Source organism: Nocardia callitridis, assembly GCF_039543305.1.
GTDB lineage: Bacteria > Actinomycetota > Actinomycetes > Mycobacteriales > Mycobacteriaceae > Nocardia > Nocardia callitridis.
Genome location: NZ_BAABJM010000004.1, coordinates 1 through 17,683 on the forward strand (window position 1 = coordinate 1; position 17,683 = coordinate 17,683).

Genomic DNA, 17,683 nt, shown 5'->3' on the forward strand with positions numbered 1-17,683 from the left:
CGGTGGTTATAGCGGTGGGGAAACGCCCGGTCCCATTCCGAACCCGGAAGCTAAGCCTGCCAGCGCCGATGGTACTGCACTCGACAGGGTGTGGGAGAGTAGGACACCGCCGGAACAATTTTCACGATAGGGGACCCAGATTCTGGGTCCCCTATCGTCGTTTCTGCGTCTTTTCGGTACCGAAGCGATCGGGTGAATGCCCAGGTCCTCGTGCGGTTGCGCCTCTCGCAGCACAGGGGAACCGTGGATGTTGATCGCCATGGTTGAATTTGTGAGCCGACCACCTCGTGTGGCAGCACTCCTGCGAACTCAGAAAGGGATCACCCGTGTCGGAACAGAACGACGACGACCGGAAGTCCTTCCGGCGCGGCGATGGATCCGATCGCCCTTCGCGCACCAGCGGCGATTCCGGGACGGGGTCGGACCGAAGCGACAGTGGCCAAGCTCCACGCCGTGGATTTCGGCGCAGCGCTGGCCCCCGGGACAGCCCTGCCACTCGTGGTGGGAGCGGCCGCGGCGCGGACTCGAGCGATCGTGGCTTTTCTGGACGTGAATCGAACGGACGCAGCGACACCAGTCGTGACGGCGGACGCCCAGGTTTCGATCGTGGCAGCGCGGCGGACGGCCGCGCCGGTGCCGAGGATCGCCGAGGTGGGGCTGATCGCGGCCAACGCGGCGGATTCGAACGCCGTTCGGATAATGGTTCGCGCGGCGGCTTCCGGCGTGACGGTGAGTCCGATCGACGTGGTGGTTCCGGAGGACGCGATGGCGCTGATAGTCGCGCAAGCGCCGGTTTCCGGCGTGGCGGCGATGCGGGTGAGCGCGGTGGGTTCGACCGCCGCCCCTCGAACGATCGCGGTGAGCGAGGTTCTCGCGGCAATTCGGATCGTGAGCAGCCGGGTCGGCGCAATGACGGCCCGCAGGATCGGCGACGCGGTGGCGAAGGCGCGCGCAGTGGCGGGTCGGCCGACCGTAGGCCCCCGCGCCCCGAAGAGCCAGATCTGCCCGACGACGTACAGGCCACCGATCTCGAGATGGTGGTCCGGCGTGATCTGCTGAGCCTGGACAAGGGAAACGCGGAGACCGTCGCCAGGCATCTGGCGATGGCCGCCCGCTTGATCGACGACGATCCCGGTCTGGCCTTGGCACACGCGCGTGCGGCACGACAGCGTGCCGGACGGGTCGCCGTCGTGCGCGAGACCGCGGGCGTGACGGCCTACCACGCGGGTGAATGGGCCGAAGCCTTGTCCGAGTTGCGCACCGCGCGCCGCATGTCGGGTGGTGCGGGACTGCTCGCCGTGATGGCCGACTGCGAGCGTGGTCTCGGCAGGCCGGAACGGGCGATCGAACTGGGCCGCAGCGACGAAGCACGCGCGTTGCGGGGCGACGAGGCGACCGAACTACGCATCGTGGTGGCCGGCGCCCGAATGGACCTCGGCGAGTACGACCAGGCGGTCGTGACCTTGCAGACCTCGGATCTGGACCCGGCACGTACCGGTCCCTCCTCCGCCCGCCTCTTCTACGTGTACGCCGACGCCCTGGTGGCCGCCGGTCGCACAGACGAGGGCCTCACCTGGTTCCTCAATGCGGCATCGGCAGACTTGGACGGCGACACCGACGCCGAGGACCGCGCAGCGGAGCTGACGGGCGAGAACGACGAGCAATAGCGGCGCAGCGGTACAACCTGCGCGATCTGCGCGGCAAGGCCGCCGCAGCATGCGCAGGCTGGCCGCGCGGAGATCCGTGTTACGTGCATGGATTTGGCTGACCCCACCAGTGTGCGTACGGCAGCCGCGCAGATCAGGAACACCGTCGCACGGCTCGACCTTTTGATTGCCGTCGCCGGCGTGATGGCGAAGGCGCACGAGACGTCGGACCCGGCTGGGAGGATCAGCTCGCCGTCAACCATTTCGGACATTTCACCTTGGCTTGTGAGCTCTACCCGGTTTTGGCCGCGGCCGGTGGCGCGCGGGTCGTCGTCGATTCTTCGGCGGGACATCTGCTGAGCGGTTTCCGTTGGCAGAATCCGCGTTTTCGGACCGGGTACGACAAGTGGCTCGCCTACGGCCAGTCGAAGACCGCCAACGTGCTGTTTGCCAAGCAGTTCGACACGCTGGGGGCCGGCGACGGTGTCCGCGCGTTCGCATTGCATCCTGGCAAGGTCAGCACGGGATTGCGGCGGGAACTGTCGCGTGCCGGACAAGTCGAGCGCGGGTGGGTGGACGAGCACGGGAATGTGATCGGGGCGGATTTCAAGTCCGCGTCCCAAGGGGCAGCCACCGGATTGTGGGCCGCGACGTCCGCGCTCCTCGATGATCGTGGTGGTCGCTATCTCGAGAACTGTGACGTCGCCGAGGTCTGCTCGTCCGGTGCTGTCGATGACGATGGGGTCAGCGAGGAAGCCATCGATCCTGCTGCGGCCGCTCGATTGTGGGAGCTCTCGGTTGCGGCGACAGGATCGGGAATGTTCGGCTCGGGGGCGGGTGCCAGGAAGACGGTTTCTCGATGACGGCGGTGTGTTCACTGGCCCGCGTTGTTGTCTGTGGGCTCGCGTAAGGTTTGGGGTCCTCGGGCGTGCCGGGGGATGTGGGGGTGGCCCATGACGGCCGAAAAGGGGTACGAGAGTGAGTGCTGTGGGACGACTGCGAGATCGGTACGAGGCGTTGCTACTGGATCTGGATGGCACGCTGTACCGGGGAGACGCCGTAATCGACGGTGCGCCCGCTGCTTTGGGTGTGGCGTCCGCGCAGCGACTGCTGTATGTGACAAATAACGCCAGCCGCCGACCCGAGGTGGTGGTCGAACAGCTGACCGGGCTCGGATTCGTGGCGACGCCCGACGACGTGGTGACGAGCGCGCAGGCCGCGGCGCGGTTGTTGGCCGAGCGACTCGGACCCGGTGCGCAGGTGCTCGTCGTCGGCGCCGACGACCTGGCGGCGGAGATCGAAGCTGTGGGGCTGCGGACGGTCCGTCGTTTCGAGGGTGCGGTGCCTTCGGCTGTGGTGCAAGGACATTCGACGAACACCGGCTGGGCCGATCTCGCGGAGGCCACCTACGCGATCCGAGCGGGGGCGCTGTGGGTGGCCGCGAATACCGACAGGACCTTGCCGAACGAGCGTGGGCTCGCACCCGGCAACGGCGCCATGGTGGCCGCTGTGCGCGCCGCCTCGGATCAGGAGCCGCTGGTCGCGGGTAAGCCGTACGCTCCGCTGCTCGAAGACGCGCTGCGCCGGGTGGGTACGCGCAGCGCCCTGGTGGTGGGTGATCGCCTCGACACCGATATCGAGGGCGCCGATCGGGTCGGCCTCGACTCACTTCTGGTGCTGAGTGGTGTGAGCACCCTCGACAATCTGCGCGACGCGCCCCCCGAGCAGGTTCCGACCTATATCTCCGATTCGCTGTCGGCGCTGAATCATCCGCCGGTCGAGGACGAACCGGACGAATCGGCTGACCTGGCCGAGCGGCTGCGTCGCCATCCTGGCCGGGCGGTCCCGGTGCGTGGCACGGGGGTGGCGGCGACGGCCACCGAAATCCGATAGCGTTGACGCCACGATGAGTACTCCAACGCCGCGTCCGAACCACCCGCGCCCCGGTGTCCCACTGCCGGGGCAGCACCTGGCCGATCGCCCGGAGCCCGCCGACCCGGCGGTCATCCGTGCCGATGTCGACGATCTGCTCGCCGAACTCGGGGTGCGTACCGGTGTGGTCGGGGCGGGCACCGACACGACGGGAGCGCAGGACGCCGACTCCGGCACCGACCTCTCGCGGCGCGCGCACATCTTGGAGCAGGCCCACGACGTCCTGGTGCGGGCGTTGGCCACGGTGGACAAGATCTGAGGTGGCCAGGCGGGCTCGAGTGGATGCCGAACTGGTTCGTCGTGGATTGGCGCGTTCGCGCGAACACGCGGTGGAGCTGATCGGGGCGGGAAGGGTGCTGATCGCGGGCACGGTGGCGGTGAAACCGGCGACCGCGGTCGAGACCGGGACGCCGCTGCTGGTGCGTGAGCGTCCCGATGAGGTGTCGTGGGCTTCGCGCGGTGCGCACAAACTGCTTGGCGCGCTGGCGGCCTTCGAACCGGACGGGTTGACCGTCGAGGGTAAACGCTGTCTGGACGCGGGCGCCTCGACCGGCGGTTTCACCGATGTGCTGCTGTCGAAGCGGGCGCGGTCGGTGCTCGCTGTGGACGTCGGCTACGGCCAGCTGGTTTGGCGGCTGCGTAGCGACGATCGGGTCACGGTGTTCGACAGGACCAACGTGCGCAACCTCACCGAGGAATCTCTCGGCGGCACAGTCGAACTCGTGGTCGGCGACTTGTCCTTCATCTCCCTCGCACTGGTATTGCCCGCGCTGGCGGCCTGCGCGAGCGCGGGCGCCGACCTGGTGCCGATGGTGAAACCACAGTTCGAGGTGGGTAAACAACGCGTGGGTTCGGGCGGTGTGGTGCGCGACCCCGAGTTGCGCGCGGAGACGGTGCGGGAGGTCGCCGCCGCGGCGGCCCGTTTGGGTCTGCGCACCCTCGGTGTGGTGGCCAGCCCGCTACCGGGTCCCTCAGGCAATGTCGAATACTTCTTGTGGCTGCGCAAACTCGGTGCGTCCGACGAATGGCAGCCCACGAGCGATGACGAAGAACGGGTCGCCGCGCTGGTTACCCGAGCGGTCGAGGAGGGTCCACAGTGAGCACTGCGACCGAGTCCGGTGTGCGTGAGATTCTGCTGGTGTCGCATCCGGGGCGCGCGGAGATCATCGAGACCGCCCACCGGATGGCGAAGATCTTCGCCGACTCGGGGATCTGCCTGCGCGTGCTCGCCGACGAAGCCGACAGCACACGCTTCGAGCCGAGGCCGGGTGATTTCCCGGTGCGGGTGGTCGAGCACGGCCCCGACGCGGCCGTCGGCTGCGAGATGGTGTTGGTGCTCGGTGGTGACGGCACGTTCCTGCGCGCGGCCGAGCTGGCACGGCCCGCGGCGGTGCCGGTGTTGGGAATCAACCTGGGCCGCGTCGGTTTTCTCACCGAGGCCGAGGCCGAGAACCTGGATGAGGCGCTGGCGCAGGTGGTGCGCCGCGATTACCGGATCGAGAGTCGGATGACGATCGATGTGGCGGTCCGGGTGGACGAGCAGGTGGTGGCCAGCGGCTGGGCACTCAACGAGGCGAGTGTCGAGAACGCCTCGCGGGTGGGTGTGCTGGAGTTGGTGCTCGAGGTCGACGGGCGGCCGGTGTCGTCGTTCGGGTGTGACGGCATCCTGCTGGCCACCCCGACCGGCTCGACGGCGTACGCGTTCTCCGCGGGTGGGCCGGTGGTGTGGCCGGAACTCGAGGCACTGCTGGTGATTCCGAGCAACGCGCACGCGCTGTTCGCAAGGCCGTTGGTGACGAGTCCGCAGTCGAGGATCGCGGTCGAGTCCGTCGCCACGGGACACGATGCGATAGTTTTCCTTGATGGCAGGCGCACCCTCGCACTGCCGCGCGGGGGTCGGTTGGAGGCGGTGCACGGTGTGGAGCCGGTGCGCTGGGTGCGGTTGGATTCCGCGCCGTTCGCCGACCGGATGGTGCGCAAGTTCCAATTGCCCGTGACAGGCTGGCGTGGCCGACGGCGAACGGAGAGCACACGTGCTGACAGAGATCAGGATTGACGGACTCGGCGTCATTTCCACCGCGACCGCACAGTTCCACGAGGGCCTGACGGTTTTGACCGGTGAGACCGGCGCAGGCAAGACGATGGTTGTCACGAGTCTGCACCTGCTCAGCGGCGCGCGCGCCGACGCGGGCCGGGTTCGGCTCGGGGCCGCGCGCGCGGTAGTGGAAGGCCGGTTCACGGTCGAGGATGTGAACGAGGCGGCGGGCGCGCAGGTGGATCGGGTGCTGGAATCCGCTGCGGCCGAACGCGATGACGACGGCAGCATCATCGCGATTCGCACGGTGGGCAGCGACGGTCGCTCCAGGGCGCATCTGGGCGGACGCGGTGTACCCGCCTCGGTGCTCGCGGATTTCACGGCGTCGTTGTTGACGGTGCACGGCCAGAACGATCAGTTACGGTTGCAGCGCCCCGACCAGCAGCTCTCCGCACTCGATCAGTTCGCCCTCGAGACGGTCGGCCCACTGCTGCGCACCTACCAGCAGCGGCGGCGCACCTGGCTGGACGCGCGCGCACAGTTGATCGAACGTACCGAGCGCAGCAGGGAATTGGCGTTGGAGGCCGACCGGCTCACGCACGCGTTGGCGGAGATCGACGGTGTCGCGCCGGAGGCGGGGGAGGACACGCGCATCGTCGAAAACGTGCGCAGGCTCAGCGATCTGGATTCACTCCGTGGTGCGGCACAGACCGCGCACGACGCGTTGGCGGGGCCCGCCGACGCACCCGAAGACAATTCCGGCGCACTGGATTTGCTGGGCGCGGCCCGTGCGCGCATCGACACGGCCGAGGATCCCGCGCTGAGCGCGCTCGGCCCCCGGCTCGTCGACGCGATCGCGGTGGTGGTCGATCTGACCACCGAATTGAGCGCCTATCTGTCGGACCTACCGTCGGATCCCGGTGCGTTGGATTCGTTGCTGACCAGGCAGGCGGAGCTGAAGACGTTGACGCGCAAGTACGCCCCCGATATCGACGGCGTGCTGGCCTGGGCGCAGGATGCGCGCACCAAGCTCGGGTCGCTCGATGTGTCGGAGGAGGCGTTGGCGGCGTTGCGCGCCGAGGTGGACGCCGCGGCCGATCGGGTGCGCACGGCGGCGCGGAAGTTGACGGCGGCCAGGACGAAGGCGGCGGGCAAGCTGGCGACGGCGGTGAGCGCCGAGTTGGGTGGGCTCGCCATGGGCAAGGCGAAGCTGGAGGTCGCGGTCGGGCCGTTGCTCGCGGGCGGACAGGATTCGGCGCCACTGGAGGTCGAGGGAAAGTCGTTGCACGCGAGCGCATCCGGTGTGGACGAGGTGGAGTTCCGCCTGTCGGCACATTCGGGCGCGCAGTCGTTGCCGCTGAGTAAGAGCGCGTCCGGCGGTGAGTTGTCGCGGGTAATGCTGGCGCTGGAGGTGGTGCTCGCGAGTTCCGACCATGGCGCGACGATGGTGTTCGATGAGGTGGATGCCGGGGTGGGCGGCCGCGCCGCGGTCGAGATCGGGCGCAGGTTGGCGCGTTTGGCGCGGACCCATCAGGTGATCGTGGTGACGCACTTGCCGCAGGTCGCGGCATTCGCCGACACCCACCTGGTGGTCGACAAGGCCGATGATGGCGCGGGCAAGGTGAACAGTGGCGTGCACGCGTTGACCAACGAGGAGCGGGTGATCGAATTGGCGCGCATGCTGGCCGGACTCGACGACACCGAGACCGGCCGTGCGCACGCGGAGGAACTGTTGGCGACCGCGAGGTCGGACAAGGCCGACACCGCGGTGGCCTGATTCAGGAGCGAACGGCCTTCCGCACACCCTTGATGAACGGACTGATCAGGCCTTTCAGTACGGCTTCCATCACCTTGTCCGGCACGGGCAGCTTCGGCTCGGACTCCATGGTGTAGGAGACGAGGGTGCCGTTGTCGGCATCGGTGAAGGTCACGACGCCGACGTGCCGTTTCACCGGCGCACCCTTGACGACCTTGTATTCCATTCGTTCGCCGGGAACGAGTTTCGTGATCTCCTCGGTGATCCCCACCGGGCCGAGTCCGACGAGGTGCTGTGCGCCGACGCCCTCGCGTTCCGTCGTTCCCGGCCTGGTCAGCTTGATCTGGATCGGCAGGTAGGGGCCGACGCTCTCGCGCTCGGCGAAGTACCGGTAGACGACATCGCGCGGTGCGGCGATGACGGCTTCGACGGTGGTGCTTGGCATGGTGTCTCCTGTTCGCGGTATCCGTTACCGCAGCATACGGGCACGGGGATCGAAGGAGGTTGCGCGAGGGACGCGGCCGACGTCCACCGAATGATCAGTGCGGACCGGGCTTGACCAGTTGCAGGAACTTCGGCGGCTGTTGCGGGATCAGCTGCAACATCGGGATGGCCTTGTTCTGCGGGTTGCCAGCGAAATCGAAAGACAGGATGCCGGTGGCGCCGTGGAAAGCTTGCTTTTCTTGTAGCTGGCCCAGGACCGCGCGGATGTCTTCGGCCTGCACGGACTCGATGCCGGACCCCGACGCCTTATGGATCGCTTCCGTCGCCGTCAACACCGCGTCGTAGGAAACGATCGCGGAGTCGTCCTCTAATCCGTCCTTGGACAGTTGCTGGTAGCACACCTTTACCGGGCAGGAATTATCGAACTGGTCGATGGCGGTCTGGCTGAACTCACCATCCTCGTTACCGAGCCATGCGTCCGGGTGTGTCAGACCGGTGTAGACGACCGAGATCCCGGAGTCTCTCGCGTGTGCGATGAGATTGTCGTCGGGTTTCGCGAACAACGCCATGTCTACGCCGGTGAGGATGGTCATCTGCGGGCGGCCTTCGCATGGATTGTTGGACAACTCTCTGATGAAATCGATGGCGTCCCTTCCCCGTCCGGCGAAGAATACCGCGTCGGGTTTGGGGCCACAGACGTTCGGTCGCATGTAGCTGAAGGTATTGGCTACGCGACCGTTCATGGAGTTGTATTCCCGAGTGGTCACCGGGAAATTCGGGACTTCTTTGAGGGAATCTAGGAAGGCGTCGGCAAGGGTCGATGTGTAGTGGTCTGCCGGTTTGGTGTCGCGCACCAGTACGGCCCGCTGCATTTTCGAGGTGACATAGGTCGCCGCCGCGCGGCCGTCTTCGAAATTGGTCGGCGAGATCCGGAGGAATCCGTCCGAGCCGCCGACGTCGTCGGCTGTCAATATCGAGGCGATGATCGGCATCTGTATTTCTTGGAGCCGTTGAATCGCCTGCTCCGCGCCGTCGACGCTGAGGCCGATACCGGTCACAGCGACGATATGTTCTTTGTCTCTGAGCTGATCGATCTGGTCGACTGTCGTACTCCACTGCCGCAGAGCGCTTCCCGCGTTGGCGAGCAGCAGCCGCATGTGCGGTTTGCTCGTGCTGGCGTTGTGCGACAGCTGAGCGAGATGGGCGCCCTCGAGATGATGACGAATCCACGACGACGTGATGTCGTCGGTACCATCGCCACGCAGGGTCATCGGAATCATCAAGACCACGCTCACGTAGTCTCCGTCGGCGGCGACGGCGGCGTTCTCGTCGCGAATGGCGTGCTCGATTTCGGTGAGGTCCGGTGAGAACGGCGGCGCGCTTCCGTCGGTCACTCCGGTGCATTCCTTTGGTGAGCCGTGCCAGGAGACGCCCTGGCCGCAACTCATGGCGGTATGGACCAAGATGACCACGCCTACCGAGACGAGTATGACCACCACGACCGCCCCCGCAGCCCACGCGAACGGTCGCCATTTCGGTGGCGGGGGCACGATTGCGTCGCTCATTGGTACCTTTCCGCGCGGTCGTAGAGCAGTTGCGAGCCGCGTCCGTGGCCGTGGGCCACGCGCTGGAGTTCGTTCTTGATGATTCGTACGAGCGTCCGACCGGGGTCCCCGACGGAGTTGTTGGAGATCCACAGCGACGCGACGAGCCAGGCCAACGCGTCGTCCTCGTCCGCGCTACTGCGCTGCACCAGCGCGTGGACCTGATCGATCGGGTCCTCGTCCACGGCGAGTCTGCTCGGCGCCGACGTGATCAGGTCCAGGTCGGTCAACCACGCTTCCGCGGCGGGCAAGTCGAACCTGCCAGGTATGGCGAATGCCCGCCCGAGATATTCGAGCGCGGAGTCGAGGTTCCCCATCGCCACATCGTGGTATCGCGCGGCGGTCTCCTGGCCGTCGTTCTGATACGCGGCCCGACACAGGGCGTGCGTCATGGTCCAGTTTCGTGGGTCGCTGTCGGGGCGATCAGCCAACTCCTGCAAGAGGATATGGCGCAGCCATGGGTTGAGTTCCAGGTCAGGTGATACCGCGCCGCGCCGTTGTCTGACCCACAAATGGTGGCGCAGCCGCTCGAGCAGTTCCTCGCCGTTGGATGGCACCGCGTCGAGCAGGTCTTGCTGATAGAACAGGTCGACATTGCTCGCGGCGCTTGCCGTCACCAAGTCTCTGCGGTCGGCCGCCAACTCGAAATCCTGCATTACTTGTTCGAGCCAGTGTTCGTGCATGGACGTCGGCGTGAGTGTCGGCTCCGACGGCTGCGTTGCTTGTTGCGGGAACGGAAGGTCGAAGATCCTGCGGGCGACGCTGAGTCGTTGGTCGTCGGTGTCGATGTCCCTGAGTGCCGAGAGCGCCTGGAGGGTCGTGGCGGTGCCACCGGGGTGACCGCCGGTGAGCCCGCGGACGAATGCCGTGATCGCCGGGTTCGCGTGTCTGAAGCGGTGCACGGTGAGATCGGTGATGTCCTGTGCGGCAAGCTGGCTCAGATCAAGGAGATACCAGGGGCTCCACGGGCATTCTGGTTCCGTGCCGCGGGGCCAGTCCGTGTCGACGTCTGTGGGCTTGCGGGGTGCGGGCCAGGAGTGACCGTTGGTCAGATGTCCGCGTGGTCGGCGGTAGTCGTCATCGCTCGACCGGTGTCCGCCGGGGCGATGCCAGCTGTCGCTGAGGTGCGGCATCCAGGTCCTGCTGGTCGCGATCACGACCATCGGATCCCAGTCGTCCCTGGCTGTGCGCCGGGCCGCTTGTAACGCGATGAGGAATTTCTGGCCGGACACCGTGTGCACATTATCGAGCAGCACAACACAATTCAGGGTGCGTCGGGTGCGGTTGAACCCGGAATACGCGCGGCGCAGGTCGTTGAGGAACGCATCCATGAACAACTTGTTGACCGCGGCGAGATCGGCGTCGTTGTTGCTGTCCCACTTGGCGAGGTCTGCCAACATGTCCGGCCCGGTGCCAGGAATGCCGTCCATCCTCGGCAGGCGTTGTAACAGCCTGCGCCGATCGAACCAGCCGAGTCCGCGCAGGAGGCCGTCGGCGGCGGGCGCCAGCCACGCGGGCAGTCCCGGCACGATCGAGCCGGTCCAACGCACCAGTTGCACAATGGCTTCACGGTTCTGTTCGACGGGTTGATCGTCGGCCATGATCTCGCCCAGTTCGCGCAGAGCTCGTCTGCGGTTGGTGGGTGCGCCCTCCAGTGTGCTGCCGACGACCAGCAGGCACAACCACAGCTGTGGAAACGCGATCCTGCCGAATTGGTACCAGCGTTTACTCAGGCCGAACGCCAGTCCACCGAGTACTCCCTTCGGGTCCGAATCGTGATCGTCGAAATCGAAGTAGACGTGCGGAATCCGTTCGCAGCGGTCGGCGGCATTGCGTAAGAGAGCCGTTTTCCCCGAGCCGCGCGGACCGAGCGCGACGATCACGGGTAGTTTCCGGCTACGGCCTTCGCTGCGGGCCAGCAACTGTTCCAGCAGTCGACCGGTAATCGATTGCAAACCATACAGTTTCGGCTTGTCTTCGGGCATCGTCCCCTCGATCCCTGTTGTGTCACGCGGCGGAAGTTTACGTCGTGTCGGTACCTTCGCCGTCGGATCGCGCAGTGTTACACATGAATTCGCACGTTTCACATTTGCGCGGCATCGCGTGTGACATGAAGTCGGTTGTGCCCCATTGCGAGTCGGCTCAAACGTGATTTCCCGTATTCGGGAAGAATATGCGTCGGCGCCTGTAAGGCGGCCAGGATTGTCATCCGAACCGCTCGGGTGCCGAAAAATCCGAACCCGTTGAGGAAGTGGACGGTTCGCATCGCATGACGTGCGACCCGGTGGGGCTCGAAGGGCTCGATTCGCGGCATCCTCGCGGCTCTTCGTCGATGTGGCGGTTCATGGGGTTCGGTGGGTCGGTGTCGCGCACGGCAGTACGTGCGCCGATGTGGTAAGGGTTCGGCGCGCCTCCACCCATGGTTGAGGGTTTGCGGCAATCATCGAGCACATGAAAATGCTGGCGTTGTTGTCGAAGAACACCGAAACACTGCCTGGTCTGACCGGTATCGCTCGGGTCGATCGCAACACCCGGCGTTTGCTGAAGCGTGTCGGCCCCGGTGATGTCGCCGTCCTCGACGAGATGGATCTGGATCGTCACACCGCGGACCGCCTGATCGAGGCGGGCGTGGTCGCGGTGATCAACACCTCGCCGTCGATCTCCGGGCGCTATCCCAATCTCGGTCCCGATGTGTTGGTGGCGAATGGGATCCTGCTGCTGGACACGGTGAGCTCGGATGCCTTCAGCAAGATCAAGGACGGCGTCAAGGTGCGGATCGCCGAGGGCATCGTCTACGCGGACAAGTCGGTGAAAAAAGAGCAGGAAGTGCTGGTCGAGGGCATCGAGTTGTCCGAGTCCGCCGTCGCCGACCGGATGATCGAGGCGCGCAACGGCCTCGCCGACCATCTGGAGGCGTTCGCGGGCAACACGATCGAGTACATCCGATCGGAGAGTTCGTTGCTCATCGACGGCATCGGCGTCCCGGAACTCGATCTGACGATGAAGCAGCGCCACGTCGTGGTGGTGGCGGACGGCCCCGACCATGCCGACGATTTGAAGCGGATCAAGGCGTTCGTCAAGGAGTACGCGCCGGTGATGATCGGCGTCGGTCGCGGTGCCGAGACCCTGCGCAAGCAGGGCTATCGGCCGGATCTGATCGTCGGCGATCCCGACGAACTCACCACCAAGACGCTGACCTGTGGTGCCGAGGTGATCCTGCCCGCCGACCTCGACGGTCAGGCCAAGGGGTTGGATCGTATCCAGGACCTCGGCATCGGTGCCACCACCTTCCCGTCGTCGGGATCGCCCGCCGATCTGGCGTTGTTGCTCGCTCATCATCACGGCGCCGCGCTGGTCGTCACCGCGGGTGCCGCCGCCTCGCTCGACGACTTCTTCGATCGCAGCCGCAGGGAGAGCAACCCCGCGACCTTCCTGACCCGGCTCACGCTCGGCACCAAGCTGATGGACGCCAAAGCCATCGCGACGCTGTATCGCCAGCGCATCTCCGCGGTAGTGGTCGCGTTGATCGTGCTCGCGGCGTTGGTCGCGGTGATCGTGGTGCTGCTGGCTTCGAATCAGGGCGGGGAGGTGCTCGACCTCGTGGTGGACTACTGGGACCGATTCGTGCTCTGGACGCACGGCATGGTCGGCCGATGATCTCGCTTCGTCAGCACGCGGTCAGCATCGTCGCGATTTTCCTCGCTCTCGCGATCGGTGTCGTGCTCGGTTCGCAGACGCTGGCCGCCGACCTGCTGTCCGGCCTGCGTACCGACAAATCCGAGCTGAATCAGCGCCTCGACGCGGCGAACGAGCACAATCGCCACCTGACCGAGCAACTCGACAGCGCCGACGGTTTCCTCGCGGGCGCGGCGGATCGCGTGCTCGCGGGCAACCTGGCCGACCGTTCGGTCGCGGTGTTCACCACACCGGACGCGAAGGCCGAGGACGTCGAGGGGGTGCGTAAGAACCTCGGTGCCGCCGGGGCGGAGATCACGGCGACGATCGCGCTCACCGACGCCTTCCTCGACGCCTCCGAAGGCGATCGGATGCGCACCACCCTCACCAATGTGATTCCCGCGGGCGCCCAGTTACGTACCGGCGGTGTCGATCAGGGCAGCATGGCCGGCGACCTGCTCGGCCTGGTGTTGTTGGCCGACCCCGCGTCGAACCAGCCGCGCAGCACACCGCAGGAACTCGGCCTCGCGCTGGAGACCTTGCGTGGTGGCGGCTTCCTCGCCTACGGCGATACCCCCGACCATCCCGCACAGCTGGCCGTGCTGGTCACCGGTGACGGTGTGGATTCCGCCGAGGACAGTCGCGGGGCCAACGCCGCGCGTTTCGCCGGGGCCCTGCGTGGCCGAGGGGCGGGTCTTGTTCTGGCGGGCCGTTCCGGTGCGGCGGAGGCGTCGGGGCCGATCGCCGCCGTGCGTTCGGACCCCGCCATGGCCGCCGCGGTGACCACGGTGGACAACCTCGACCGTGAAATCGGCCGGGTCACCACGGTTCTCGCGCTGCGTGAGCAACTCGACGGTGGGACGGGACGGTACGGAACCGGCGCCGACTCGACCTCGCTCACCCTCGCCGCACGCACGGGGTAGATCTGTCCGAGCGCCAGGATCGGCAAGAACCGACAGGCGCGAGGTCGGCCACCAGCAGCAACCCGACCGTCGGCGTGACAGGCGCGCTCAGGCGGGCGTCGAGCGATCAGCGGGCAAACGCGCGTGGCGTGTGAACGAACCCTCGTCCACGTGTTACCGTGAAGACCCGTGGGTCAAACACGGATTCAGGCGCGAACGGCCACGAAGCACATCTTCGTCAGCGGTGGTGTCGCCTCCTCATTGGGTAAGGGTTTAACCGCCTCCAGCCTCGGTCAGCTGCTGACGGCGCGCGGGTTGCGCGTCACGATGCAGAAACTAGACCCCTATTTGAACGTCGATCCCGGCACGATGAACCCTTTCCAACATGGTGAGGTTTTCGTGACCGACGACGGCGCGGAGACCGACCTCGATGTCGGCCATTACGAGCGTTTCCTGGATCGAGAGCTCACCAGGGACGCGAATGTGACTACCGGGCAGATCTATTCGACCGTCATCGCGAAGGAACGTCGCGGCGAATACCTCGGTGACACCGTGCAGGTGATCCCGCATATCACCGATGAGATCAAGTCAAGGGTGCTCGCGATGAGCGCACCGGACGCGCAGGGGCAGACACCCGACGTGGTGATCACCGAGATCGGTGGCACCGTGGGCGATATCGAGTCGCAGCCGTTTCTCGAGGCGGCGCGCCAGATCCGCCACGATATCGGTCGCGACAATGTGTTCTTCCTGCACGTGTCGCTGGTGCCGTACCTGGCGCCGTCGGGGGAACTCAAGACCAAGCCGACACAGCACTCGGTCGCCGCGCTGCGCAATATCGGTATCCAACCCGACGCGTTGATCCTGCGCTGTGACCGCGAGGTGCCGCAGGGACTCAAGAGCAAGATCGCGCTGATGTGTGACGTCGAGGTCGACGCCTGCATCTCGACGCCGGACGCGCCCTCGATCTACGACATCCCGAAGGTGCTGCATCGCGAGGGCCTCGACGCCTACGTGGTGCGCAAGCTCGGTCTGCCGTTCCGGGACGTGGACTGGACCGTGTGGGGCGATCTGCTCGACCGGGTGCACAAGCCGCGCGAGACCGTGGAGGTCGCGCTGGTCGGTAAGTACGTCGACCTGCCCGACGCGTACCTGTCGGTGACCGAGGCGTTGCGTGCGGGCGGGTTCGCCGCGCGCGCCAGGGCGAGTATCCGGTGGGTGCCCTCGGACGAATGCGAGACCCCCGAGGGCGCGCAGCACGCGCTGCGTGACGTGGACGCGGTGCTGATTCCCGGCGGGTTCGGTATCCGTGGCATCGAGGGCAAGGTCGGCGCCATTCGTTACGCGCGGACCAGGGGCATCCCCTTGTTGGGGTTGTGTCTGGGTTTGCAGTGCGTGGTGATCGAGGCGGCCAGGTCGGTCGGCCTCGACGACGCGAATTCGGCGGAGTTCGAGCCGGACACCACCTATCCGGTGATCTCGACGATGGCCGATCAGGAGCAGGCGGTCGCGGGCGAAGCCGATCTGGGCGGCACCATGCGCCTCGGCGCCTATCCCGCCGTGTTGACGAAGGGTTCGGTGGTCGCGCGCGCCTATGGCACCGACGAGGTCTCCGAGCGGCACCGGCATCGGTACGAGGTGAACAACACCTACCGCGACAAGATCGCCGAGAGCGGCCTGTTGTTCAGCGGCACCTCACCGGACGGGCATCTGGTGGAGTTCGTGGAACTGCCCGCGCAGACCCACCCGTTCTTCGTCGCCACCCAGGCGCACCCGGAGCTCAAGAGTCGCCCGACTCGTCCGCACCCCTTGTTCACGGCATTGATCGCCGCGGCACTGAAGTACAAGGCGGCCGAACGACTTCCGGTGGACATTCCGGAAGAGGACTTCGTCGCGGCGGAACAGGGATAAGGGATCACGGCGATGAGCGAGGGAACGAACGCGCCGGGCAGCCACGACTTCGAGACGCTGAGCAGCGAAACGCTCTACAGCGGGGCGATTCTCGCCTTGCGCCGCGACCAGGTGCGGATGCCGGGCGGGCAGACCGCCGAGCGTGAGGTGATCGAGCATCACGGTGCCGTCGCGGTGGCCGCGATCGACGAGGACGATTCGGTGGTGTTGATCAACCAGTATCGCCATCCGATCGGTGCGCGGCTGCTCGAGTTGCCCGCCGGTTTGCTCGATCTACCGGGTGAGGACCCGCTGGCCGCGGCGAAGCGGGAGCTCGCCGAGGAGACCGGGTTGGCCGCGCGGGAATGGTCGGTGCTGGTGGATGTGGTGCTCTCACCGGGGTTCACCGACGAGGCGCTGCGGGTGTATCTGGCCCGAGGCCTGTACGAAACCGATCGTCCCGAACCGGAATTGGAAGAGGCCGACATCCAGGTGCTGCGGATGCCGGTGCGCGAGGCTGTGCGCGCCGCCCTCGCGGGCGAGATCGTCAATGCGACCGCGGTCGCCGGTGTGCTCGCCCTGGCCGCCGCGCGTGCCGGTGACGTGACGCCGCGTGCCGAGGACGCACCGTGGGCGGGCAGGCCGGAGGCCTTCGTGCGGCGCAAAGCCGCGCAGCGGTCGCAGGACTGACGGGATCCTCGGTCGTGCTCGCCCGTACGACGGACGCCTACCTCGACCACCTCGCGGTCGAGCGTGGCGCCACCGCCAACACTCTCGGGGCTTACCGGCGTGATCTGAGCCGGTATCTGGAATTCCTGAGTGGGCGTGCGATCACGTCGCTGGATCGCGTGACCGAGCACGATGTCGCGGAGTTCACCGTCGCGCTGCGCGCGGGTGGCGCGTTGTGCGCCGACGGTGTCGCGCATCCGCCGTTGGCCGCGAGTTCGGTCGCGCGCGCACTGATCGCGGTGCGCGGGCTGCATCGTTTCGCCGCTGCCGAGGGGATGACCACCGAGGACGTCGCGCACGCGGTGAAACCGCCGACCGCGGGTCGGCGGTTGCCGAAAGCCCTGCCCTACGACCAGGTGCTGTTGTTGCTCGACGCGGCGGGTGGCGCGCCGGTCGGCGAGGGCGCCGCGGCTGCGGGCACCCTCGGCGAGGGCGCCGCGGCTTCGGGCAGCCTCGGCGGGGGCGCCGCGGCTGCGGGCAGCGATGGTGGGCCGCGTGGTTTGCGTGATCGCGCACTGCTGGAACTGTTGTATTCCACCGGTGCCCGAATCTCCGAGGTGATCGCGCTCGATCTCGACGATCTGAGTGCGGCGTCGGAGGAACGCGCGGTGGTGTTGCACGGCAAGGGTGGCAAACAGCGCATGGTCCCGATCGGACGTCCCGCGCTCGCGGCGGTGGACGCCTACCTGGTGCGCGGTCGACCGGTCTTGACCGCGCGCGGAAAGGGCGATGCCGCAGCGTTGTTCGTGAACGTGCGTGGCGGCCGCCTCTCGCGCCAGAGCGCGTGGCAGGTGTTGCGTACCGCGGCCGAGCGCGCGGGTATCCGGGCGACGGTGTCGCCACATACGTTGCGGCACTCGTTCGCCACGCATCTGCTCGACGGTGGCGCCGATGTCCGGGTGGTGCAGGAACTCCTCGGCCACGCGTCGGTGACGACCACGCAGATCTACACCTTGGTCACGGTCAACACCCTGCGCGAAGTATGGGCAACGGCACATCCTCGGGCGCGCTGAGGCATTCGGTGACACGGGGTATCCGGCCCTGCGGATGCTGTGGCGCGCGGGCAGCGAGTA

Annotated in this window: 14 protein-coding genes, 1 rRNA gene and 1 pseudogene; 13 read left to right on the plus strand and 3 right to left on the minus strand. The window is 66.7% G+C overall.

What is annotated here, in order from left to right; translation table 11 throughout:
• The 8 genes and pseudogenes from rrf to recN form a co-directional block, all read left to right on the plus strand.
• Positions 1–115: ribosomal RNA gene (rrf, locus tag ABEA50_RS20300) — 5S ribosomal RNA — on the plus strand; the annotation flags it as partial.
• 211 nt (positions 116–326) lie between these two features.
• The gene (locus tag ABEA50_RS20305) at positions 327–1,667 is read left to right on the plus strand and encodes a hypothetical protein (RefSeq protein WP_345497164.1); all 1,341 of its coding nucleotides are present in this window, start codon (positions 327–329) and stop codon (positions 1,665–1,667) included.
• A gap of 227 nt (positions 1,668–1,894) precedes the next feature.
• Positions 1,895–2,509, plus strand: a pseudogene (locus tag ABEA50_RS20310) (SDR family NAD(P)-dependent oxidoreductase); the annotation flags it as partial.
• A gap of 124 nt (positions 2,510–2,633) precedes the next feature.
• Positions 2,634–3,539, plus strand: coding sequence for an HAD-IIA family hydrolase (locus ABEA50_RS20315; RefSeq protein ID WP_345497166.1), 906 nt, complete (start codon positions 2,634–2,636; stop codon positions 3,537–3,539).
• Between the two features lie 13 nt (positions 3,540–3,552).
• Entirely contained in the window at positions 3,553–3,837 is a 285-nt protein-coding gene (locus ABEA50_RS20320) for a hypothetical protein (RefSeq protein ID WP_345497167.1), read from the plus strand.
• Between the two features lies 1 nt (position 3,838).
• The gene (locus ABEA50_RS20325) at positions 3,839–4,678 is read left to right on the plus strand and encodes a TlyA family RNA methyltransferase (RefSeq protein ID WP_345497168.1); all 840 of its coding nucleotides are present in this window, start codon (positions 3,839–3,841) and stop codon (positions 4,676–4,678) included.
• On the plus strand, positions 4,675–5,634 hold the full coding sequence (locus tag ABEA50_RS20330; RefSeq protein WP_345497169.1) for an NAD kinase: 960 nt from the start codon (positions 4,675–4,677) through the stop codon (positions 5,632–5,634). The genes ABEA50_RS20325 and ABEA50_RS20330 overlap by 4 nt, the downstream gene beginning before the upstream one ends.
• On the plus strand, positions 5,612–7,390 hold the full coding sequence (recN, locus tag ABEA50_RS20335; RefSeq protein ID WP_345497170.1) for a DNA repair protein RecN: 1,779 nt from the start codon (positions 5,612–5,614) through the stop codon (positions 7,388–7,390). The genes ABEA50_RS20330 and recN overlap by 23 nt, the downstream gene beginning before the upstream one ends.
• Position 7,391: 1 nt before the next feature.
• On the opposite strand, the gene ABEA50_RS20340 is transcribed toward recN, so the two are convergent.
• The 3 genes from ABEA50_RS20340 to ABEA50_RS20350 form a co-directional block, all read right to left on the minus strand.
• A complete protein-coding gene (locus ABEA50_RS20340; protein ID WP_345497171.1) occupies positions 7,392–7,814 on the minus strand; it encodes an SRPBCC family protein in 423 nt (140 codons plus the stop codon).
• 94 nt (positions 7,815–7,908) lie between these two features.
• Positions 7,909–9,378: a type 1 periplasmic-binding domain-containing protein gene (locus tag ABEA50_RS20345; RefSeq protein WP_345497172.1), complete on the minus strand. Its 1,470-nt coding sequence runs from the start codon at positions 9,376–9,378 to the stop codon at positions 7,909–7,911.
• Complete coding sequence (locus ABEA50_RS20350; protein WP_345497173.1) at positions 9,375–11,402, minus strand: hypothetical protein; 2,028 nt, start codon at positions 11,400–11,402, stop codon at positions 9,375–9,377. Before ABEA50_RS20350 ends, ABEA50_RS20345 begins: the two co-directional genes overlap by 4 nt.
• 466 nt (positions 11,403–11,868) lie before the next feature.
• Here ABEA50_RS20350 and steA point away from each other — a divergent pair, with 466 nt between their 5' ends.
• From steA to ABEA50_RS20375, 5 genes are all read left to right on the plus strand, one after another.
• Positions 11,869–13,074, plus strand: a complete 1,206-nt coding sequence (gene steA / locus ABEA50_RS20355) for a putative cytokinetic ring protein SteA (protein WP_345497174.1) — start codon at positions 11,869–11,871, stop codon at positions 13,072–13,074.
• A complete protein-coding gene (locus ABEA50_RS20360; RefSeq protein ID WP_345497175.1) occupies positions 13,071–14,015 on the plus strand; it encodes a copper transporter in 945 nt (314 codons plus the stop codon). The genes steA and ABEA50_RS20360 overlap by 4 nt, the downstream gene beginning before the upstream one ends.
• A gap of 168 nt (positions 14,016–14,183) precedes the next feature.
• Positions 14,184–15,902, plus strand: coding sequence for a CTP synthase (locus ABEA50_RS20365; protein ID WP_345497176.1), 1,719 nt, complete (start codon positions 14,184–14,186; stop codon positions 15,900–15,902).
• A gap of 12 nt (positions 15,903–15,914) precedes the next feature.
• On the plus strand, positions 15,915–16,571 hold the full coding sequence (locus ABEA50_RS20370; protein WP_345497177.1) for an NUDIX hydrolase: 657 nt from the start codon (positions 15,915–15,917) through the stop codon (positions 16,569–16,571).
• Positions 16,572–16,585: 14 nt separating this feature from the next.
• Entirely contained in the window at positions 16,586–17,623 is a 1,038-nt protein-coding gene (locus ABEA50_RS20375; RefSeq protein WP_345497178.1) for a site-specific tyrosine recombinase XerD, read from the plus strand.
• Positions 17,624–17,683 lie beyond the last annotated feature (60 nt).